Consider the following 19,208-nt stretch of genomic DNA (forward strand, 5'->3'; position numbering starts at 1 on the left):
GATTGCGTCGAAACGAATAAAGCAGGCTGGGCGGCTCGGCGCTCAAATGGCCACCGAACCGCCCCCCTTGATTAGTTGGTCGTCGAGGCCGGCGCCGTGCGGCTGTCGACCGCGACGACGACGCTCAGGCCCGCGCGCAGCTTGCCGGTCTTCAAGACGTCGGCGGGCACGTCGATGCGCACCGGCACGCGCTGCACCACCTTGGTGAAGTTGCCGGTGGCGTTTTCCGGCGGCAGCAGCGAGAACACCGCGCCCGAAGCCGGCGCCAGCGAAGAGACAGTGCCTTCGAAGCTCTGGCCGTCGATCGCGTCGACCGCGATGCGAACCTTCTCGCCGGGCACCATGCGGCCGAGCTGCGTCTCCTTGAAGTTGCCGACGATGTAGAGCTTGTCCATCGGCACGACGACGGCGAGCTTCTGTCCAGGGCTGACGAGGTCGCCCTGCTCGACCGAGCGGTTGCCGACGACGCCGTCATAGGGCGCCTTCAGCACGGTGAAGGAGAGGTCGCGCTGGGCCTTGTCGCGGCTGAGCTGCAGCGAGGCCAAAGTGCTGGCCGATTCCGCGCGCTGGGCTTCCAGCACGCCGATACTGGCCTGCGCCGCGGCGATCTGCGCGTCGGCGCCGACAAGCGCCGCCTTGGCCTGGTCGAGCGCGGTCTGCGCGTCGTCGAGTTGCGCCTGCGTCCCGACATGCGTCTTGAGCAGTTGCGCCGCGCGATCCTGGGCGCGGCCGGCATTGTCGGCGGCGGCCTGATCGGCGACCTTCGAGGCCTGGGCCTGTTGCAGCGAGGCCTGCGCTGCCTTGGTCTGCGCGTCGATGCGGTCGAGCGTCTTTGCCAGCGTCGCGATCTGCGCTTCAGCCTGGGCGACGGCGATCTTGTAGTCGCCATTGTCGATGACGAACAGCGGATCGCCGGCCTTGACCTGCTGGTTCTCGCTCACCAGCACCTTGTCGATATAGCCGGAGATTTTCGGCGACACGAACGACATATCGGCCTGGACATAGGCGTCATCAGTGGAGATCATGAACCGGCCGTCGGCCCAATAGTTGTAACCATACCAGGAACCGGCGCCGAGGAGGGCCAGACCGATGATCGGCAAAAGGAACGAGCGCACCGAACGCTTCTTCTTTGCGGGAGCCTCGGCCGCGGGCGGCGCAACCGGAGTGACCGGCTGTGCGGGAACTTCCGGGGCTTCGGTCGACGGCTGGACCTTGGCATTTGGAAACGTGCGGACTTCGGCGGTGGCGGGCGCGTTCGAGGACATGGTAATCTCTCTAGGATTGTCAGTCAGACTGAACCGTTCGGTTCGAATTGGTGATTGACATAGCGCGGAAACGGGACCATATCAAGAGGAAATCGAACCGGGTGGTTCGAAATATTTTCTAAGGAATGACTTCCATGGTCGACACGACAGCGGACAGCGATCTGCTCGACTTGCGCAAGGGCCGTCCGGCGGCCGGGCAGGACCCGGTCAAGCGGGCTCAGATCATCGAAGGCGCGCGCCGCGTCTTCATCGACAAGGGTTTTGAAGCCGCCTCGATGAACGACATCACGCGCGAGGCGGGCGTCTCCAAGGGCACGATCTACGTCTATTTCGAGAACAAGGAAGAGCTGTTCGAGGCTCTCATCGAGGAAGAGCGCGGCACCATCTTCAAGAACATGTATGAGGTGCTCGACCACTTCGACGACCTGCGCAACACGCTGGTGAAGTTCGGCACGGGGCTGTCGGCGAAGATCACCTCGGCCAAGGTCATCCAGGCTCAGCGCACGGTGGTCGGCGCCGCCGACCGGATTCCCGAGCTTGGCGCGCGCTTTTACGAGCGCGGCCCGAAGCGCGGCCACGACAGGATGATGACCTTCCTCAACGAGGCCGTCGAACGCGGCCTGCTGCAGATCGACGACGTCGACCTTGCCGCCTACCAATTCACCGAGCTCTGCCTCGCCGGCCTGTTTCGCCAGTGCATCTTTTCCTACCGCACCAAGGCGCCGAGCACCGCGGAGATCGAACACATCGTGACGTCCGGCGTCGATGTGTTCCTCAAGGCCTACGCCACGGAAAAATTTCTCGCCGAGGAACGGGCTTCGGCATTGGCCTGACCATTCCGGTACGCGAAGTCCGTAGCGCATAGCGAAAGCCTGAGAAATTCGCGCCAGCGAGGTGAGAACTTTGCCGGCATCGTGGCTGGCCTCCGTGCCGTGAAAACCTGTCCGCCGACCTTTTTCGAACGTCGATCGGCATCGTCAGCAGGCGCTTTCGGAAGGACCTGTTAACCATCGCTTTCTATGTCTCGGGAGACGTTCAATCGGCGAGTCTCGAGTATGACATCCATGCGCTTTCCCCGTGCCAATCATTCCGGCGATTCCGCCCACGGCAACGACGACGATCACCGTCGTGCGGAGGAAGGCGGGCGCCGGGTCGCGGCCCCGCAGACACAGCCGCGGGCAGGGCAGGTCGTGACCTTGCGGGCCTCGGTCGAGGGCGAATCGGATGCCGCTCGCGGCGCCTCGTTCGATTCGGCCGATGGCGGCGAGTTCGGCCGCCCGGCCTGGCAGGATTATTTCTTCCTTGCGCCAAATGTGCGCTTCACCCGCACGCCGGACACCGATCTTGCCAAGCGAACCGCTCCGCACACGGAAGACTCCGCGCAGAACAAGACACCCCTCCGCGAACCCGTCCGGCCAGTGCCGCCGGCCCCGGCGTCGATCAATCCAGTCCGGCCGATCCCGGCAGGCGCGGCCGCTCGCACTGTCGCGCCGTTGCAAGTCAAACCGGTCCGCGCAGCTCCCGCGGTCGCCCCTGTTGCCCCCGCCGCTCCGGTTGTGCCGCCCCAGGTTGCCGTCGCTCCGGCGCCAAAACCACGCCCGTCCGGATTGCGGTGGTCCTATCTGTCCGACCATGCCTTCTTCGAGTTCGGCATGCCCTTCCTCGCCGAGCGTCTGGCGCGGGCGCGGGCGAACGAAGCGGGACAGGCGCCCGTCGCCCCGGCGCAGCCCGTCCAGACGATGCCGGCGCATCGTCCGGCGGCGCAGCCGGTCCAGCCCCGCGCCGCTTTCCTGGGCGAAGCGACGTCGTTTTACCGCGTCATCGAGTGGCGCTCCAATGTAGGAGACTCAATCGCCGCACCGACGCCGGTACCGGCTTCGGTCGCCACCCAACCGGCACCTGCCGAGGCTATGCCGATTTCAACCCCGGCAAGCGCAAGGAAAGCCAGGCAGGCGCCCTCACTGCCCATCGCCGGCGAGGTCGTGCCGCTGCCGGCGTCCGCCGGCTACGAGCTTCCTTCAGAAGATCTTTTGCAGATGCCGCCCGAGGGCCAGGGCTTCTACATGTCGCAGGAGCGGATGGAGCAGAACGCCGACTTGCTCGAAAGCGTGCTGGAGGATTTCGGTGTCAAGGGCGAGATCATCCATGTCCGCCCCGGCCCCGTCGTCACGCTCTACGAGTTCGAGCCGGCGCCGGGGGTGAAATCCAGCCGCGTCATCGGCCTGGCCGACGACATCGCCCGTTCCATGTCGGCCATCTCGGCCCGCGTCGCCGTGGTGCCGGGCCGCAATGTCATCGGCATCGAGCTCCCCAACGAAACGCGCGAGACGGTCTATTTCCGCGAGCTGATCGGATCGGCCGGCTTCCGCAACACCTCCTGCAAGCTGGCGCTCGGCCTTGGCAAGACGATCGGCGGCGAGCCGGTCATCGCCGAACTCGCCAAGATGCCGCATCTGCTGGTGGCCGGCACCACCGGTTCCGGCAAGTCGGTCGCCATCAACACCATGATCCTGTCGCTGCTCTACCGGATGAAGCCGGAGGAATGCCGCCTCATCATGGTCGACCCCAAGATGCTGGAGCTGTCCGTCTATGACGGCATCCCGCATCTTTTGACGCCGGTCGTCACCGACCCGAAGAAGGCGGTCACCGCGCTGAAATGGGCGGTGCGCGAGATGGAGGACCGCTACCGCAAGATGGCGCGCCTCGGCGTGCGCAACATCGACGGCTACAACCAGCGCGCCGCCGGCGCCCGTGACAAGGGCGAAGTCGTGACCATGCAGGTGCAGGTGGGCTTCGAGAAGGGCACCGGCGAGCCGCTGTTCGAGGAACGCACGATCGACCTCGCGCCTATGCCCTATATCGTCATCATCGTCGACGAGATGGCCGACCTGATGATGGTGGCCGGCAAGGAGATCGAAGGCGCCATCCAGCGGCTGGCGCAGATGGCGCGCGCTGCCGGCATTCATCTGATCATGGCCACGCAGCGCCCGTCGGTCGACGTCATCACCGGCACCATCAAGGCGAATTTCCCGACCCGCATCTCTTTCCAGGTTACGTCGAAGATCGACAGTCGCACGATCCTCGGCGAGCAGGGCGCCGAGCAACTGCTCGGCCAGGGCGACATGCTGCACATGGCCGGCGGCGGGCGCATTTCGCGCGTGCACGGTCCCTTCGTTTCCGACCTCGAGGTCGAGCACGTCGTGGCGCACCTGAAAGCGCAAGGGCGCCCCGAATATCTCGACACCGTCACCGCCGACGAGGAGGAGGCTGAGGAGGCGGCCGACAGCGGTCCGGTCTTCGACAAGGGTTCGGTCGCCGAGGAGGACGGCGACGCCCTCTTTGAGGAAGCGGTCAAAGTGGTCAAGCGCGACAAGAAATGCTCGACCTCCTACATCCAGCGTCGGCTCGGCGTCGGCTACAATCGCGCCGCCTCGCTGGTCGAGCGCATGGAAAAGGAAGGCCTGGTCGGCGCGCCCAACCATGTCGGCAAGCGCGAGATCCTCACCGGCCGGCGCGACCGCGAGCCCGAGCGCGAAGAGACGGACTGATCTCTGACGGGTCGGCCGGCGTCAGCTGCCGTTCAACATCACCCACGAGGCATACCGAACGCCAGCTTGACCTGACGGCCCCGAGGCTCAAACATTTAAGGCGGGCCTCGACGGATCATTGGGCCGCAAGGAAGATGGGCTCGGCGTGACAGGCAGGTCGGGGATGGTCGATACAAAGCTGCAGAACCAGATGCGGCGCATCGTGGCGGACTTCAATGCCGGCCGCCACGATCAGGCGCGCCTGCTTTGCGAAGAGGGCCTTCGCCAGACGCCTGATGAACCGGCTCTCAACCATCTTCTTGCGGCCGTCCTGTTTGCAAAGGGAGAGGTGGCGGAGGCCCAGGCCCACATTCGTGCAAGTCTGGCGATCAGAGCCGACAACGCATCCGCTCATCTGCTCGCTGGACGGATAGCGCGGGCGGCGAAAGATTTTGAGCCGGCGCTCCACCATTTCGAGCGCGCGGCGGAATTGGCGCCCGGCGTTGCCGTGCTCATCGAGCGGGCGCGCACGCTCGATGCGGCGGGCGACCGGGGCCAGGCGTATCAGGCGTGGCGGGCGGTGACGCACGCCGATCCTTCATCCGCCGAAGCTGCGGCGCGTCTGGGCCGCATTCTGTTTGAGGACGGCATGCCAGCCGAAGCAGCGCCTTTGCTGGAGCGCGCCGTCAAGGGCGACGCGCCCGCCTCGGCATGGTTCGACCTCGCCCTTGTCAGGCAGGATCTGCATGACCACGCGGCCGCCGCCACCGCTTATCGCAAGGCGCTGGAAAAGCGCCCGGACGATGCCGAGGCCGCGGTCAATCTAGGGGTCGCGCTTCAGGAAACAGGCGACATGGACGCCGCGATCCAAGCCTATCGAACGGCCTACCAGCAGCGCCCCGCAACACTCGGCACCATTGCGATGGCCCTGACGTCGGCACCGCATGGGCGGCTTTGGCTCGATCGCGAAGCGCTGAAGGGACTGCTCGGCGAGTTCTAAAGCACGATCCCGAAAAGTGGGAACCGGTTTTCGGAGAAGATCGTGCTCCGACAAAGAGTTAGATCAGGATGGCGGTTCAACGAAACGTCATCCTGATCTAGCGGGAACGCTTGTCGCGAAACTGCTTCCGGTAGACGCCGGGTCTGGCAAGGACATCGGCGACGGTTTCCGCATAGGCGATCTCGCGAGCGGCATCGAAGCTTTCGAAGATGAGTTCGGGTGCTGCGCGCGGCACGGGAAAACACTGCGCGACCGGCGTGCCCTTCGGCAGAACTCCCCGGAAATCCTGGTCGGTCCAGATCGCCGGAAAATTGATCCCGGCGTCCTGGAAATGATCCGAATCGACGACACCCGTCACCAGCCGGAAAGGAAGGTCGTCGCGGTTGACCGGGTGGGTGGCGAACAGGGACCAGCCCTCCTCCAACTCGATTGTCCAAAAACTGTTGAATTTTATCGCCGCAAGCCCGTTGGCAAATGGCGCGCCGGCGAGTTGTTCAGCGACGTGGAAGCTAAGCGGAGACCGTGGGTGACCCTTAGTTGAAGGCTCCGGGATGTCCCAGTGCCATTCGAAGGCGCCGTTCTCCACCGTCACGTCGCATGGCAGTAGGATCATGAAGCCATGTGTCATGGCATCGACGAAGGGCGGACACTGTTTTACCGTTCGGATATCGCGGCCGTGGATCTCCGAATAGGCTTTCGACGGCATCTTGCGCAGCCAGTCAGGCAGGACCGCGCGTGCCGGCACGGGTTGCGGCAGCGTCTCGGCAAGTGCAGGGTCGCAACGGAAAACAATGCGCATGGCGTCACCTAGCAGGCCGGGGAAAGTTGACGGTTTGCCCAGGCGTGGTCAATGCCCACGCCCGTTCTCAGCCGCCGTTCGCCACCAGGGCGATGGCCGCGCGCAGCTCGTCCAGCCCCGCGGCTTTCTCCGACGAGGTGGCCAGCACCATTGGAAAAGCCGCCGGGCGCTTCTTGATCTTGGCCAGCGTCTGCTCGATCAACTTCGGCACGCCCGCGGCCTTGATCTTGTCGGTCTTGGTCAGCACGACCTGGTAGGACACCGCCGCCTTGTCGAGCAGCGTCAGCACTTCCTCGTCCTTGGCCTTGATGCCGTGGCGGGCGTCGATCAGCACGTAGACGCGCTTCAGCGTCACGCGGCCCTGCAGATATTCGTAGATGAGTTTCGTCCACTCATCGACCTTGTCCTTCGGCGCGCTGGCATAGCCGTAGCCCGGCATGTCGACCAGCGCCATCGGCGGCAGGTCGGCGCCCTCGCCGGAAAACCCGTCCGGCACGAAATAGTTGAGCTCCTGCGTGCGCCCCGGCGTGTTCGAGGTGCGCGCCAGGCCTTTGTGGCCGACCAGCGCGTTGATCAGTGACGACTTGCCGACATTGGAGCGGCCGGCAAAGGCGATCTCCGGCGGGCCCTCCGGCGGCAGGAATTTCATCGACGGCACGCCGCGGATGAAGATCCACGCGCGGGTGAAGAGCTCGGTTTCGATTACGGACTTGTCGGGTGCGCTCAAGCCGCAGCCTCCAGCTTTGCGATGTCCGCGCCGCGAATGGCGTTGAGGTTGCGGCTGATCTTGTCGACCGGCCAGTCCCACCAGGCCGCTTTCAACAGCCGCCGCACCGTGAATTCGTCGAAGCGCATTTTCACTATCCTTGCCGCATTGCCGGCGACGATCGCATAAGGCGGCACGTCATGCGTGACAACCGATTTCGCAGCGACGATGGCGCCGTGGCCGATCTTGACGCCCGGCATGATCACCGCGTCCATGCCGATCCACACGTCATTGCCGAGAATGGTGTCGCCACGGATCTCCTTCGACCAGGTCTTCGGGTCAAAACCTTCCTCCCAGCCATGGCCGAAAATGTTGAACGGATAGGTCGAGAAGCCGGACATGGCGTGGTTGGCGCCGTTCATGATGAAGCGCGCGCCCTCGGCGATGGCGCAGAATTTGCCGATGATCAACCTGTCGCCGATGAAGTCATAGTGATGCAGCACGCATTTCTCGGCGAATTTATCGGGACCGTCGGGATCGTCGTAATAGGTGAAGTCGCCGATCTCGATGTTCGGCGCATTCACCAGCCCCTTCAGGAAGCCGACACGCGGTTGCATCGCGATCGGATGCTTGACGTTGGGGTTGGGTCCGGTCATCGCGGTCCCTCCATGGTTTGCAGCCAGCTTTAGACGCGGCCGGCGACGTCCGCGCGCGATCAAACTAACGTGATCCTTGCGGGGCACCAACCGTTCAGTGGCTGCCGCGGCAGATCACGATCGGGTTCGAGAGCGCGCTGTCGAACCCGCTGCCCTGATAGACCTGGACGTTCGATGCGCCCGGCGGCAGCGAGAAGCTTCCCTCGACGATTTTCTGGTCGCCGGCCGTCGTGTGCAGAGCCCAGCTGAAGGTGCAGAATTGCGCGGGCGCCTTGGGTTGCACGTGGCTGCAGTTGAGCTGCGCGCCGCCGAGCATCGCCGCCCCGCCGCAGCTCACCGCGTCCTTCGCCGCGGCCGGAAAAGCGTATCCCGTCAGCAGCGCCAGCATGGTGATCTTGAGCCGGTTCATCGTCTTTGTCCTTGCCGCGAACCAGGCCGGTCCGGCCGGAATCTGGCCCATGCGATTTTTTTACCAAGCGCCTTAGTCGGTCTTGCGCGGCGCGTCCAGCAGGATTATGTGCATGATGATAATAAGCATGCTCACGAAAAGTTGTCGCCGACTCGCTGACCTCCCATGTCTACCTCATCCAGCATCAGCTTCGTGCTGCACGACGTCGCGCGCCTGTCCGGAACACGCTTGACCAATTCCAATCTGCTCGAGGCCCGCGCCCAGCCGGCCGTCGACCGGGAGAAAGTCCATGTCTGAAGGAACCTCACCCAGAAAGCCCGCCGACGAAGACATTGTCGGCGAAAGAGTAAGCGACCAGGTCATCCGCCTGGACAGCCAGCGCGAGCAAAGGCGCGGCAATCCGCCTGTCGTCGAAGATGACGAGCTGGAAGCGCCGGTCGCTCCCGAGCCGGCAACGCTGGAGGCGCCCTCGACGCAGCCGAAGCCGGCTGCCGTCACCATCGCGCCGCCGGCCCCCGCCAAGCCGCGCCGCAGCCTGACGCGGCCGATCCTGTTTGCGCTGCTCCCGGTCGCGCTGGTGGCCGGCGGCTATTACTACGTCGTCGGCGGCCAGGTCATGACCACCGACAACGCCTATATCCAGGCGCAGTCGCTCGGGGTCTCCACCGACGTATCCGGCACCGTCGACGAGATCGACGTGCACGACAACCAGGCGGTGAAGAAGGGCGACGTGCTCTTCCGGCTGCGGCCGGCGTCTTTCGAGACCGCGCTTGAAGGCGCGAGGGCGCAGCTCGGCACCGTGCGCAACCAGGTGCTGACCTTGCAGGCAAGCTACCAGCAGTCGCTGGCTTCGATCGATCAGGCTGAGGCCGACATCCCCTATTACGAGTCCGCCTTCCAGCGTCAGCAGGACCTGCTCAAGACCTCGACCGCCTCCAAGGCCACCTTCGACAGCGCCCAGCATGATCTCGTCGCCGCCCGCCAGAAGGTGACCGTCGCCAAGGCGCAGGCGCAGGCGATGCTTGCCCAGCTCGGCGGCGACGCCAGCCAGCCGGTCGAGAAGAACCCGTTCTACCTGCAGGCCCAGTCGGCGGTGGATGATGCACAGCGCAACCTCAACGACTCCGTCGTCAAGGCGCCGTTCGACGGCGTCGTCACCAATGTCGATGCGCTGCAGGTCGGCAAGTATTTGCCGGCCTCGCAGCCAGCCTTCAGCCTGGTGTCGTCGACCGACATCTGGATCGCCGCCGAGCCGAAGGAAACCGAGCTCACCTATGTGCGGCCCGGCCAGACGGCGACGATCAGCATCGACGGCTATCCGGGCGCGGTCTGGCACGGCACCGTCGGCTCGATCAGCCCGGCCTCGTCGTCCAGCTTCTCACTGCTGCCGGCGCAAAACACCAGCGGCAACTGGGTCAAGGTCGTGCAGCGCATCCCGATGCGGGTGACGATCGATGATCCGCAGGGCAAGCCGCCGCTGCGCGGCGGCATGAGCGCCGTCGTCAGCATCGATACCGGCCATGCCCGCGGCCTGCCCGATTTCGTCACCGACCTCCTCAAGCGCTTCGGACAAAAGTCATGACCACCGCTTCCGCGACAGGCGCGCCCGTTGTCGCCAATCGCGGCGCCATCACCGCTTGCGTGATCCTGGCGGTCATCATGCAGGCGCTGGACACAACCATCGCCAATGTGGCGCTGCCCTACATTCAGGGCAGCGTCTCGGCGAGCGCCGACCAGATCAACTGGGTGCTCACCTCCTATATCGTCGCCGCCGCGGTGATGACGCCGCCATCCGGCTACCTCGCCAACCGCTTCGGCCGCAAGCGCATCCTTCTGGTGGCGATCACCGGATTCGTGGTGGCCTCGGTGCTGTGCGGCTTCGCGCAGTCGCTGCCGCAGATCGTCGGCTTCCGCCTGTTGCAGGGGCTGTTCGGCGCGGCACTCGTGCCGCTGTCGCAGTCGATCCTGCTCGACATCTACAGCGTCGAGGAGCGCGGCTCGGCCATGGCGCTGTTCGGCGTCTCGGTCATGGTCGGCCCGGTGCTCGGCCCGGTCATCGGCGGCTGGCTGACCGAGAACGTCTCCTGGCGCTGGGTGTTCTACATCAACGTGCCGATCGGCCTGCTGGCCTTCGCCGGCGTCTCGATGTTCGTCCAGGAAACCAAGCTCGACCTCAAGGCGCGGCTCGACTGGCTGGGCTTCGGCATGCTCAGCCTCGCCATCGCGTCGCTGCAGATGTTCCTCGACCGCGGCGAGCAGCTCAACTGGTTCTCCTCGGCGGAAATCATCGTCGAGGCGCTGGTCTGCGCGTCGGCCTTCTACATCTTCATCGTCCACACCTTCACCGCGCGCGACACCTTCGTGAACCCAAAACTGTTCCTCGACCGCAACTTCGCCGTCGGCATGATCTTCATCTTCATCATCGGCATCACCTATCTCGCCTCGCTGGCACTGATGACACCCTATCTGCAGACGCTGATGGGTTATCCGGTGGTGACGGCGGGCATTGTCATGGGGCCGCGCGGCCTCGGCACCATGGCCTGCATGTTCCTCGTCGGCCGTCTTGTCGGCAAGGTCGACACGCGCTGGCTGCTGTTCATCGGCCTCGCGATCACCGCCTGGGCGATGTACGACATGACCGGCTGGACGCCGGACGTGTCGCAATGGACGATCATCAGCACCGGCTTCGTCCAGGGCGCTGGCTTGGGCTTCCTGTTCGTGCCGCTCACCACCATCACATTCGCCACGCTGGCGCCGGAGCGGCGCGCCGAGGGCACCGGCCTTTACAACCTGTCGCGCAACATCGGCTCCAGCGTCGGCATCTCGGTGGTCTCGGCGCTGCTGACGCAGAACCAGCAGATCAACCATGCCAACATCGCCGACTATGTGACGCCGTACAATCCGGCGTTCGCCGACCCGGCGATCTCGCAGGCGCTGAGCCCTTACACCGCCGCCGGCCGCGCCGCGCTCGACGGCCTGGTCACGCTGCAGGCGACGATCATCTCCTATGTCGACGACTTCAAGCTGATGATGATTCTGTCGCTGGCCGCCATCCCGCTGGTGCTTCTGCTGCGCAAGCCCGGCACGCCGGCCAAGGTCGACCACAGCGCTGTCATGGAGTGAGGTTTCTCGGGAAAGGACCGGGGTCCCGCCGTGGGACCCCGGTCTGCCGGACGACCTCCCAAACACCGGCGTCGCTGCGCCGGAAGCCGTCCGGCCTTTTAGGGAGGACTGGATTCCATACGGAGCGACCCGGCTTGGAGTTTCAGGAACTCCTGATAAATTTGCCGAAAATTATTCCCGCCGCCGACGGATCGGGGGCTATCACGCATGGGTTTATCGGCGAACGCCAACGCAAAGCCGCCGATCAAGGCATGCCGGCTACCTCAACGCGGAAAGCCGTACGCGATCACCTTGCCCGAATGGCGCCGACGTTGGAGATTGTCCGAAATCCCCCGTGACGTCGTCATCCTCGGGCTTGACCCGAGGATCCATTCCGTGACCTTTGCCGCGGAGTGTGATGGTGCAGAATTCTGTAACCGTTGCAACGCCTTGGCGTAACGGCGTGGGTTCCAGGGTCTGCGCGCGTCGCTTCGCTCCTTGCTCCGCCCTGGAATGACGACCGAGCTATCGTCTCGGCAAATCGCAAAGGTCGTGAGACAACAAAAACCCCGGACAAGGCCGGGGTTTTGGTTTGTAGCTCGGGGAGCCGGCTATTCCGCCGGCGATGGTTTCTTGCGGAACAGCGCCGCCAGATTGTCCCACAATTCGATCTTGGCGCCCTGGCGCTTCATGATCACGCCCTGCTGCAGGATCGACAGCGTGTTGTTCCAGGCCCAGTAGATGACGAGGCCGGCCGGGAAGCTGCCCATCATGAAGGTGAAGATCACCGGCATCCAGGTGAAGATCGCCGCCTGCGTCGGATCCGGCGGCGCCGGGTTCATGCGCATCTGCAGGAACATGGTGATACCCATCACCACCGCCCAGGCGCCCATATGCGGCAGGAAGGCGGGTGCTGCGAACGGCAGCAGGCCGAACAGGTTGAAGATCGACGTCGGATCGGGCGCCGCGAGGTCGTGGATCCAGCCGAAGAACGGCGCATGCCGCATCTCGATGGTGATGTAGAGCACCTTGTAGAGCGAGAAGAAAACCGGGATCTGCAGCGCCACCGGCCAGCAGCCGGCCAGCGGATTGATCTTCTCCGTCTTGTAGAGCTCCATCATCGCCTGCTGCTGCTTCATCTTGTCGTCCGCGTATTTCTCGCGGATCTCGACCATCTTCGGCTGCACCTTCTTCATGTTCGCCATCGAGGCGTATGACTTGTTGGCGAGCGGGAAGAAGATGGCCTTGACGATGACGGTGGTGGCGAGGATCGCCAGCCCGAAATTACCGAAGAATTTGTAGAGCGTGTCGATCAGCCAGAACATCGGCTTGGTGATGAAATAGAACCAGCCCCAATCGATCAACAGGTTGAACTGGCGAATGTGACGGTCAGCTTCATAAGCGTTGATCTTGGCGACTTCTTTCGCGCCGGCAAAAATCTCTGTCTCGACGGTCGCCGACTGGCCGGCCTCAATGTTGATCGGGTCGGTGAGGAAGTCGGACTGATAGCGGTGGCGCCCGTCCTCAAAATAGGCGTAGCGCGGCTGGAAGGACTGCTTCTCGGTCGGCACCAGCGTCACGGCCCAATATTTGTCGGTGATGCCGAGCCAGCCGTCGGTCGACTTGCCGGGCTTGACTTCCTTGTCCTTCTCGATGGCCGCGTATTTGTATTCGGCCAGCCCTTCAGTGCCTGTGACGCCGATCAGGCCTTCATGCAGCACATAGGTGCTGGCGACCGCCGGCTTGTCGTAGCGCGTGACGCGCCCATAGTTGAACAGGCTGACGGCGGCGCTTCCCGAATTCTGCACCGTGTCGGAAACGGTGAACATGTAATCATTGTCGACAGAGATGGTGCGCTTGAAGGTCAGGCCCTTGTCGTTGGTGTAGGTCAGCGTCACCGGCGTCGACGCGGTCAGCGTCGGGTTGCCTTCGACACTCCACACCGTGTCCGAGCTGGGCACCGCCCCCGTCTTGTCGGTGCCGACGAAACCGATCTCGGCGAAATAGCCGGTTGGCAATGCCTGCGGGTTGAGAAGCTGGATTTCGGGCGAGTTCTTGTCGACGGTCTCGGTGTAGTGCTTGAGCTTCAGGTCATCGAGGCGCGCGCCGGTCAGATTGATCGAACCTTCGAGGCTGGGCGTATCGATCTTGACGCGCTTGGTCGCGGCAACGGCCTGGTCTCGGCTGGCCGCCGTCACCGTATCGCCGCCGGGCGCGTTGGGGATCGCGCCGGCAGTGGGAGCAGGCGTTCCGGCCGCGCCGGAGTTGGCGCCGCCGCCCGCTTCCTTCTTCTGCGCCTCGACACGCTGCTGCTCGACGCGGGCCTGCTCGCGCTGCTGCTCCATCTTCGGGTTCATGTAGAACACCTGCCAGAGCGTCAGGATCAGCACCGACAGCGCGATGGTGATGAAGAAATTGCGGTTGTTTTCCATCGAAAGCCCTTGGCCTATCGTGTTCCGCGCAGCCGGCGGGAAAGCTCAGCCTTCAACTGGCCGAACGGTATGGCAAGCACGTCTTCACGCCCCACGATGACATAGTCATTGCCGGGCGCCATGTCATCGGCGGCATGAACGCGCACGGCTTCCCTCAGCCGCCGCCGGACGCGGTTGCGCACCACGGCGTTGCCGACTTTTTTGGTGACGGTGTAGCCGACGCGCGGCGCGAAAGCGTCGCCGCGATCGAGAACTTCAACGAGAAAAAGCCGTCCGCGGCGTTTTTCGCCGCCGCGCACAGCCAGGAAATCCGCGCGTTTCAGAAGCCGCCCGGGGGTGTTCCCCTTTGGCTTGCCGGTTGCGGGCAACGATCTCGTCTTTCGTTCAGGCGCTGAGCCGCTTGCGGCCGCGATTGCGGCGGGCAGCAACGACGCCGCGGCCACCCTTGGTGGCCATGCGGGCACGGAAACCATGCCGGCGCTTGCGGACGAGTTTGGACGGTTGGTAGGTACGCTTCATTTGTTTTAATACCGCGGGGTGCGGCCCTTCTTGATTCTGTCACGGTGTAACAGGAGCTTTGCCGGGCCGGCTTAGGCGCGATCGAAACCGCGCCGGGACGAATGGCCCGAGCGTGAGCGGGCTTATAGAAAGAAGGTTTTTGGAAGTCAATCCGCCGTGGTCTCCGGGCATTTTTTCGCTGGACCAAGGTTGAAATTGGCAAAAAAGCCGCAAATCGCATAATCTTGGCCGATCAAGGCTTCGTGAAGACCGCGTCATGACGAGTGAAGTCCTGTCCACGGATGAAAAGGCAAAGCCGGCGGCGGCGAACCCGACGCGCCGGGTGCCGCTGTCGCGCGGCCTGTCGACCAAGCTCCTGCTGCTCACCATCGCCTTCGTGCTCCTGGCCGAAGTTCTGATCTTCCTGCCCTGGATCGCCAGCTACCGGGTCAACTGGCTGAAGGAGCGGCTGAACACCGCCGCCGCCGTCTCGATCGTGCTTTTGCAGGGCGAGCCCAACTCGTTGTCGCACGCCGCCCAGAACGACGTGCTGATGGCGATCGGCGCCAAGGCGATCGCCGTGCGCGACGGCGGCGTCTCGCGGCTCTTGGTTGTTGCTGACATGCCGCCGCAGGTCGACGTGCATATCGACATCGCCAATGTCGGCCTGGTCAGCGGCATGACCGGCGCGCTTGACACCTTGTTCTTCGGCGGCAAGCGCATGTTGCGCGTCTTCGGCCCGGTCGGCGACAGCGACAAGGAATTCGAGCTGATCATGCCGGACTACCGGCTGCGCGACGCCATGCTCAGATATTCGCGCAACGTCGCGGTCGTGTCCCTGTTGATCTCGCTGTTCACCGCCATGCTGGTCTATGCGGCGATCGACCTGATCATGATCGGGCCGATCCGCACCATGACGCGCTCGATCCTGTCCTTCTCGGAGCAGCCCGACGATCCGGGCCGCGTGATCTGTCCGACGGAGCGTTCCGACGAGATCGGCGTTGCCGAGCGCGAGCTGGCGCAGATGCAGGACCGGCTGCAGAAGATGCTGGCCGAGCAGAAGCATCTCGCCGACCTCGGCCTCGCCGTGTCGAAGATCAACCACGACATGCGCAACATCCTGGCTTCCGCGCAGCTCATGTCGGATCGGCTGCGCCAGGTGAAGGACCCGACCGTGCAGTCCTTCGCGCCGAAGCTTGTACGCGCGCTCGACCGCGCCGTCTCCTATTCCGAGGGCGTGCTTCACTATGGCCGCACGCAGGAGCCGGCGCCGTCGCGCCGGCGTCTCAGGTTGCGCCAGCTGGTCGACGACGTGCACGGCCTGCTCGATATCGAGGAAGGCATCGAGTTCATCAACGCCGTCGAGCTCGCCTTCGAGGTCGACGCCGATTCCGATCATCTCTTCCGCGTGCTTACCAATCTCTGCCGCAACGCCGTCCAGGCGATGGCCGCCGACACCGAGAGCGCGGTGGTGCGCCGGCTGGCGGTCGCTGCCGAGCGCCAGGGCAGCGTCAGCCGCATCACCGTCACCGACACCGGTCCCGGCCTGCCGCCCAAGGCGCGCGAGAACCTGTTCGCCGCCTTCCGCGGCTCGGCCCGCAGCGGCGGCACCGGGCTCGGCCTGGCGATCGCGCACGAGCTGATCCGCGCCCATGGCGGCACGGTCGAGCTGGTCGAATCGATCGGCGGCCGCACCGTCTTCGCCGTCACCATCCCCGATCAGCCGGTCCGGCTCGATCAAGCGCGCAACGGCCTGCGCCGCCCCGCCTGAGGCGCACCGATATTCAGGTGAGGCCGGCCTGCAAATAGCGGCTTCCTGCGCTTCCGGTGCTCACGTACATTAAGTACGCTCCGCTCCGGTTCTCGGAACCCACCATTTTCGTCTCGGCCTGACCTGAATCTCGGCGCACCTCGACGCCGGCGAACCGCCTGCGACAAAACTTTTGCCGGATCGGCTTGCAATTCGCGAATTCAGTCGTTAGGGAACACTCCACATCGCGGCCGGCCGTCTCGACCGGATCGCGGGGCTTGTGTCACACACGGCCTGTTGCGCGCCCGTAGCTCAGCTGGATAGAGCACCAGACTACGAATCTGGGGGTCAGGAGTTCGAATCTCTTCGGGCGCGCCATTTCGGTAAATGCCTCATGGCTCTCTTCAAGCAATCCACCTTCACAGCTACCGGCATAAAGTCGCTCTGCTGGCGCGGCGATGAGCTCGTCGATTGGGTCGGTGGCGGCCGCTCTTTCGCGGTCGACGGCACTGAGCGCGACCCAAAAGTAAGTTACCGCTATCGGTTCGACGCTGCGACAGCATCGCCGGATGGCCGCTTCGCCGTTATCTACCAAAGGGTGGGCACGAAAGGACTTCTGCTCCACGACGGACGGATCCTTCGGGAACTCGAGCGCAGTTCCTACTTTGCAGACGCATACGAGTATCCCGTTTCGCTGTTCAACGGCCCAGACGGTCGCGTCCTGCTTGCGCATTGCCCGCGGGACTACCGCCGCATTGACCTGGAGGATGCAGAAACCGGTCTACCGCTCACCGAATCGGCAGATCGCGAGCTGTCCGATTTTTTCCATTCACGTTTAGCCGTAAGCCCAGATGGTCAGCGACTGCTCAGCGCCGGATGGGTATGGCACCCCTTAGGTCTCGTGGTATCCTTCGACGTTGCACAGGCTCTTACAGATCCGAGTCACCTCGACGATGGGCAGGATCTTCCCCCATCGTTCGGCCCGGGTTTGGTCGAGGAAAATTCGTCCTGTTGGCTCGACGATCATCACCTTGCCGTGGCTGTCTCGGTCATGCCAGACAGGGCTGCCGCCGAGCGTGACGAAGAACCACGCTCCGGAATGGCTGTCTACGACGCGATCCAACGAACCTGCCTTCAGGCATTCCAGTTGGACGAGCCGGCGGGCACCATCATGGCGCTCGGGGAGCGGTTTGTCCTTTCGCTTTATCGGCATCCGAAGCTGATCGATCTTTCGACAGGCAAGGTCGTCCATATGTGGACCGAGCTACGGTCAGGCCTTCAGGACGGCAGTATCATTTGGGGTCTTGATGGTGACGCCGTCCCGCCGCCCATGGCATTCGATGCCGCCACCAAGCGTTTCGCGATCGTGAATGGGGACACTATCACTCGGATCGAATTCGATCTCGCCGAACGCTGATAGCAACCTGCCCGCTTCTCGTGGCCGGAAGCGGCAAGCTGCCACCCCAAACCGCTATTTAAGCGGCAGGAACAGCTCCACGACGATCTCGGGCACAGGCCTGTCCGGGGCGAAGGACAGCCGTCGCTGGCAATAGAGCGGGAAGTCGCGCGCTTCCTCGCCGCTGGCCGGAAGCCAGTCGCGATAAAGATAGAGACCGGCTGGCTCGAGATTGTTGGTGTTGCCGGGATAGCGCAGCACGGCGCAGCGTCCGCCGGGGATCACGCCGGCCTTCATCTGCCTGTCGTCTGGCGCGATCGGCCGGTCGGTGCCGACGCAGATATCCATGCTGTAGTCGGCCGCGATTGCGGGACATCGCTCGGAACGGAAGATGTTGAAGGTCGGGCTCGTTTCGGGCGACAGGCCGGCGGCCTTGCGCCAGGCGATGAAGCGCTGGATCGTGTCGCCGAGCGTCGCCCGGTCGCCCCGATGCTCCATGATCGCCACCGGCGTCGGCGGCACGTCGCGGATCGTCACGTCGTCCTCGGTGAAGATGATCTGCATGAGCGTTCTCCTCGCATTGTCGAGCGGCCCGAAGGCCATTAGCCACGCTCCCCAGTTGGGGGATTTGCGGAACGACGAAGGCGATTGTCCGAACCTTTGCCGAAAGGCGCGGGCGAAGGCGTCCGGCGCCTCGTAGCCGGCATCCATCGCTATCTCCGTGACGCTCTCCTTGTCGGCGAGCCTGTAGGAAGCGCGCCGCATGCGGGTAAGCTGGACATAGCGATGCACGGACAGCCCGAAGGTCGCCGTGAACTGCCGGTGGAAATGGAACTTGGAAAAGGCGGCAACACGGCTCACCGTTTCCAGGTCGAGATCACCGTCAGGATGCCGGTCGATATAGTCCAGCGCCCGCTGCATCCGGCTATGGTAGTTCTGAAGCGCCGCTTTCATCGTTCCTTGCTCTGTGGCCGCATCACTTAGCCGACCAGGGCCACGATGTTCTCGACCGATCTTGCGGTTTGAAAACGCTCATGCGCACGCCAAAACCAATTGCAAAATAAAAGCAGTAGATCTAGCCTGAAACCGATTGCATTGCGCAATCAGACCCGCATGGATGCACGAAGGAACGGCTATGGCCAAGCTTATCTTCGGAATGAACCAGTCGCTGGACGGCTATGTCGATCACACGGAGTTTGGGCCAAGCCCCACGCTCTTCCGGCATTTCATCGAGGATGTGGGGCGCAAGGCCGGCAGCGTCTACGGTCGCCGCATGTATGAGACCATGCGCTACTGGGACGATGAGCATTCCGAATGGGATGCCGACCGACAGGCCTTCGCGGCGGCGTGGCGGAACCAGCCCAAATGGGTCGTCTCGCGCACATTGCAATCGGTAGGCCCCAACGCCAGGCTTGTTGGTGAAGATCTCGAGGGCGCGATGCGCAAGCTGAAGGCCGAGCGCGACGGCGAGATCGCGGTCGCAGGCCCGGACCTGGCGCGAAGCCTCACCGAACTCGGCTTGATCGACGAATATCGGATCTACCTGCACCCCGTAGTGCTTGGCCGCGGCAAGCCCTATTTCGCCGGACCCCGGCCGCCGCTGCGCCTCATGGCCGCCGACCGGATCGACGAGAATGTGATCAGGCTGATCTATCGCCCTGCCTGATC

Annotated in this window: 18 protein-coding genes and 1 tRNA gene; 10 read left to right on the plus strand and 9 right to left on the minus strand. The window is 63.9% G+C overall.

Translation table 11 applies throughout. From position 1 onward, the window contains the following. Positions 1–71: 71 nt before the first annotated feature. The gene (locus KVT37_RS20105) at positions 72–1,265 is read right to left on the minus strand and encodes an HlyD family secretion protein (RefSeq protein WP_217576249.1); all 1,194 of its coding nucleotides are present in this window, start codon (positions 1,263–1,265) and stop codon (positions 72–74) included. A gap of 134 nt (positions 1,266–1,399) precedes the next feature. On the opposite strand from KVT37_RS20105, the gene KVT37_RS20110 reads away from it, so the two are divergent. The 3 genes from KVT37_RS20110 (at position 1,400) to KVT37_RS20120 (ending at position 5,792) form a co-directional block, all read left to right on the plus strand. After that, positions 1,400–2,098, plus strand: a complete 699-nt coding sequence (locus tag KVT37_RS20110; protein ID WP_217576251.1) for a TetR/AcrR family transcriptional regulator — start codon at positions 1,400–1,402, stop codon at positions 2,096–2,098. Positions 2,099–2,329: 231 nt separating this feature from the next. Next, the gene (locus KVT37_RS20115; RefSeq protein ID WP_254634142.1) at positions 2,330–4,813 is read left to right on the plus strand and encodes a DNA translocase FtsK; all 2,484 of its coding nucleotides are present in this window, start codon (positions 2,330–2,332) and stop codon (positions 4,811–4,813) included. Positions 4,814–4,976: 163 nt separating this feature from the next. Then, the gene (locus tag KVT37_RS20120) at positions 4,977–5,792 is read left to right on the plus strand and encodes a tetratricopeptide repeat protein (RefSeq protein WP_254634143.1); all 816 of its coding nucleotides are present in this window, start codon (positions 4,977–4,979) and stop codon (positions 5,790–5,792) included. Positions 5,793–5,889: 97 nt separating this feature from the next. On the opposite strand, the gene KVT37_RS20125 is transcribed toward KVT37_RS20120, so the two are convergent. From KVT37_RS20125 to KVT37_RS20140, 4 genes are all read right to left on the minus strand, one after another. Continuing rightward, positions 5,890–6,591: a hypothetical protein gene (locus KVT37_RS20125; protein WP_217576254.1), complete on the minus strand. Its 702-nt coding sequence runs from the start codon at positions 6,589–6,591 to the stop codon at positions 5,890–5,892. 67 nt (positions 6,592–6,658) lie between these two features. Further along, positions 6,659–7,318: a ribosome biogenesis GTP-binding protein YihA/YsxC gene (gene yihA, locus KVT37_RS20130; RefSeq protein WP_217576255.1), complete on the minus strand. Its 660-nt coding sequence runs from the start codon at positions 7,316–7,318 to the stop codon at positions 6,659–6,661. Beyond that, positions 7,315–7,953 (minus strand): CatB-related O-acetyltransferase, encoded by a 639-nt coding sequence (locus KVT37_RS20135; RefSeq protein WP_217576257.1) that lies wholly within the window; start codon positions 7,951–7,953, stop codon positions 7,315–7,317. The genes yihA and KVT37_RS20135 overlap by 4 nt, the downstream gene beginning before the upstream one ends. Positions 7,954–8,047: 94 nt before the next feature. After that, positions 8,048–8,362, minus strand: a complete 315-nt coding sequence (locus tag KVT37_RS20140) for a hypothetical protein (protein ID WP_217576259.1) — start codon at positions 8,360–8,362, stop codon at positions 8,048–8,050. A gap of 165 nt (positions 8,363–8,527) precedes the next feature. Between KVT37_RS20140 and KVT37_RS33820 the strand changes: the two genes are divergently transcribed. Genes KVT37_RS33820 through KVT37_RS20150 form a run of 3 tightly spaced genes read left to right on the plus strand, consistent with a single transcriptional unit; the run spans position 8,528 to position 11,485 of the window. After that, positions 8,528–8,659 (plus strand): hypothetical protein, encoded by a 132-nt coding sequence (locus KVT37_RS33820; protein WP_306796983.1) that lies wholly within the window; start codon positions 8,528–8,530, stop codon positions 8,657–8,659. Then, entirely contained in the window at positions 8,652–9,944 is a 1,293-nt protein-coding gene (locus KVT37_RS20145) for an HlyD family secretion protein (protein WP_217576261.1), read from the plus strand. Before KVT37_RS33820 ends, KVT37_RS20145 begins: the two co-directional genes overlap by 8 nt. Further along, entirely contained in the window at positions 9,941–11,485 is a 1,545-nt protein-coding gene (locus KVT37_RS20150) for a DHA2 family efflux MFS transporter permease subunit (protein ID WP_217576263.1), read from the plus strand. Before KVT37_RS20145 ends, KVT37_RS20150 begins: the two co-directional genes overlap by 4 nt. A gap of 590 nt (positions 11,486–12,075) precedes the next feature. Here KVT37_RS20150 and yidC read toward each other — a convergent pair. The 3 genes from yidC to rpmH are packed head-to-tail and all read right to left on the minus strand — an operon-like array spanning position 12,076 to position 14,415. After that, complete coding sequence (yidC, locus tag KVT37_RS20155; RefSeq protein WP_217576265.1) at positions 12,076–13,896, minus strand: membrane protein insertase YidC; 1,821 nt, start codon at positions 13,894–13,896, stop codon at positions 12,076–12,078. A gap of 14 nt (positions 13,897–13,910) precedes the next feature. After that, positions 13,911–14,264 carry a ribonuclease P protein component gene (gene rnpA / locus KVT37_RS20160; RefSeq protein WP_217576267.1) on the minus strand — a complete coding sequence of 118 codons (354 nt, stop codon included), beginning with the start codon at positions 14,262–14,264 and terminating at the stop codon, positions 13,911–13,913. Positions 14,265–14,280: 16 nt separating this feature from the next. Continuing rightward, positions 14,281–14,415 (minus strand): 50S ribosomal protein L34, encoded by a 135-nt coding sequence (rpmH, locus tag KVT37_RS20165; RefSeq protein WP_008833937.1) that lies wholly within the window; start codon positions 14,413–14,415, stop codon positions 14,281–14,283. Positions 14,416–14,671: 256 nt separating this feature from the next. On the opposite strand from rpmH, the gene KVT37_RS20170 reads away from it, so the two are divergent. The 3 genes from KVT37_RS20170 to KVT37_RS20180 all read left to right on the plus strand — a co-directional run bounded on the left by KVT37_RS20170 (position 14,672) and on the right by KVT37_RS20180 (position 17,561). Next, positions 14,672–16,165 (plus strand): HAMP domain-containing sensor histidine kinase, encoded by a 1,494-nt coding sequence (locus KVT37_RS20170; RefSeq protein ID WP_217576269.1) that lies wholly within the window; start codon positions 14,672–14,674, stop codon positions 16,163–16,165. A 280-nt stretch (positions 16,166–16,445) separates the two neighbouring features. Next, a tRNA-Arg gene (locus tag KVT37_RS20175) sits at positions 16,446–16,522 on the plus strand. Between the two features lie 16 nt (positions 16,523–16,538). Continuing rightward, the gene (locus KVT37_RS20180) at positions 16,539–17,561 is read left to right on the plus strand and encodes a hypothetical protein (RefSeq protein WP_217576271.1); all 1,023 of its coding nucleotides are present in this window, start codon (positions 16,539–16,541) and stop codon (positions 17,559–17,561) included. Positions 17,562–17,615: 54 nt separating this feature from the next. Here KVT37_RS20180 and KVT37_RS20185 read toward each other — a convergent pair whose 3' ends face one another. Next, the gene (locus tag KVT37_RS20185; protein WP_217576273.1) at positions 17,616–18,494 is read right to left on the minus strand and encodes a GyrI-like domain-containing protein; all 879 of its coding nucleotides are present in this window, start codon (positions 18,492–18,494) and stop codon (positions 17,616–17,618) included. Between the two features lie 181 nt (positions 18,495–18,675). Between KVT37_RS20185 and KVT37_RS20190 the strand changes: the two genes are divergently transcribed. Then, positions 18,676–19,206: a dihydrofolate reductase family protein gene (locus KVT37_RS20190; RefSeq protein WP_217576275.1), complete on the plus strand. Its 531-nt coding sequence runs from the start codon at positions 18,676–18,678 to the stop codon at positions 19,204–19,206. Positions 19,207–19,208 lie beyond the last annotated feature (2 nt).

This window comes from Mesorhizobium sp. GbtcB19 (assembly GCF_019091085.1).
Classification (GTDB): Bacteria; Pseudomonadota; Alphaproteobacteria; order Rhizobiales; family Rhizobiaceae; genus Mesorhizobium.

What these genes read in the sequence shown, in the direction of transcription:
- KVT37_RS20115 (WP_254634142.1), top strand. Translation starts at nt 2,330, where the DNA reads ATGCGCTTTCCCCGTGCCAATCATTCCGGCGATTCCGCCCACGGCAAC.
- yidC (WP_217576265.1), bottom strand. Translation starts at nt 13,896, where the DNA reads ATGGAAAACAACCGCAATTTCTTCATCACCATCGCGCTGTCGGTGCTG.
- KVT37_RS33820 (WP_306796983.1), top strand. Translation starts at nt 8,528, where the DNA reads ATGTCTACCTCATCCAGCATCAGCTTCGTGCTGCACGACGTCGCGCGC.
- KVT37_RS20110 (WP_217576251.1), top strand. Translation starts at nt 1,400, where the DNA reads ATGGTCGACACGACAGCGGACAGCGATCTGCTCGACTTGCGCAAGGGC.
- KVT37_RS20180 (WP_217576271.1), top strand. Translation starts at nt 16,539, where the DNA reads ATGGCTCTCTTCAAGCAATCCACCTTCACAGCTACCGGCATAAAGTCG.
- KVT37_RS20190 (WP_217576275.1), top strand. Translation starts at nt 18,676, where the DNA reads ATGGCCAAGCTTATCTTCGGAATGAACCAGTCGCTGGACGGCTATGTC.
- KVT37_RS20135 (WP_217576257.1), bottom strand. Translation starts at nt 7,953, where the DNA reads ATGACCGGACCCAACCCCAACGTCAAGCATCCGATCGCGATGCAACCG.
- KVT37_RS20170 (WP_217576269.1), top strand. Translation starts at nt 14,672, where the DNA reads ATGACGAGTGAAGTCCTGTCCACGGATGAAAAGGCAAAGCCGGCGGCG.
- KVT37_RS20150 (WP_217576263.1), top strand. Translation starts at nt 9,941, where the DNA reads ATGACCACCGCTTCCGCGACAGGCGCGCCCGTTGTCGCCAATCGCGGC.
- KVT37_RS20145 (WP_217576261.1), top strand. Translation starts at nt 8,652, where the DNA reads ATGTCTGAAGGAACCTCACCCAGAAAGCCCGCCGACGAAGACATTGTC.
- KVT37_RS20140 (WP_217576259.1), bottom strand. Translation starts at nt 8,362, where the DNA reads ATGAACCGGCTCAAGATCACCATGCTGGCGCTGCTGACGGGATACGCT.
- KVT37_RS20105 (WP_217576249.1), bottom strand. Translation starts at nt 1,265, where the DNA reads ATGTCCTCGAACGCGCCCGCCACCGCCGAAGTCCGCACGTTTCCAAAT.
- KVT37_RS20120 (WP_254634143.1), top strand. Translation starts at nt 4,977, where the DNA reads ATGGTCGATACAAAGCTGCAGAACCAGATGCGGCGCATCGTGGCGGAC.
- rpmH (WP_008833937.1), bottom strand. Translation starts at nt 14,415, where the DNA reads ATGAAGCGTACCTACCAACCGTCCAAACTCGTCCGCAAGCGCCGGCAT.
- KVT37_RS20185 (WP_217576273.1), bottom strand. Translation starts at nt 18,494, where the DNA reads ATGAAAGCGGCGCTTCAGAACTACCATAGCCGGATGCAGCGGGCGCTG.
- KVT37_RS20125 (WP_217576254.1), bottom strand. Translation starts at nt 6,591, where the DNA reads ATGCGCATTGTTTTCCGTTGCGACCCTGCACTTGCCGAGACGCTGCCG.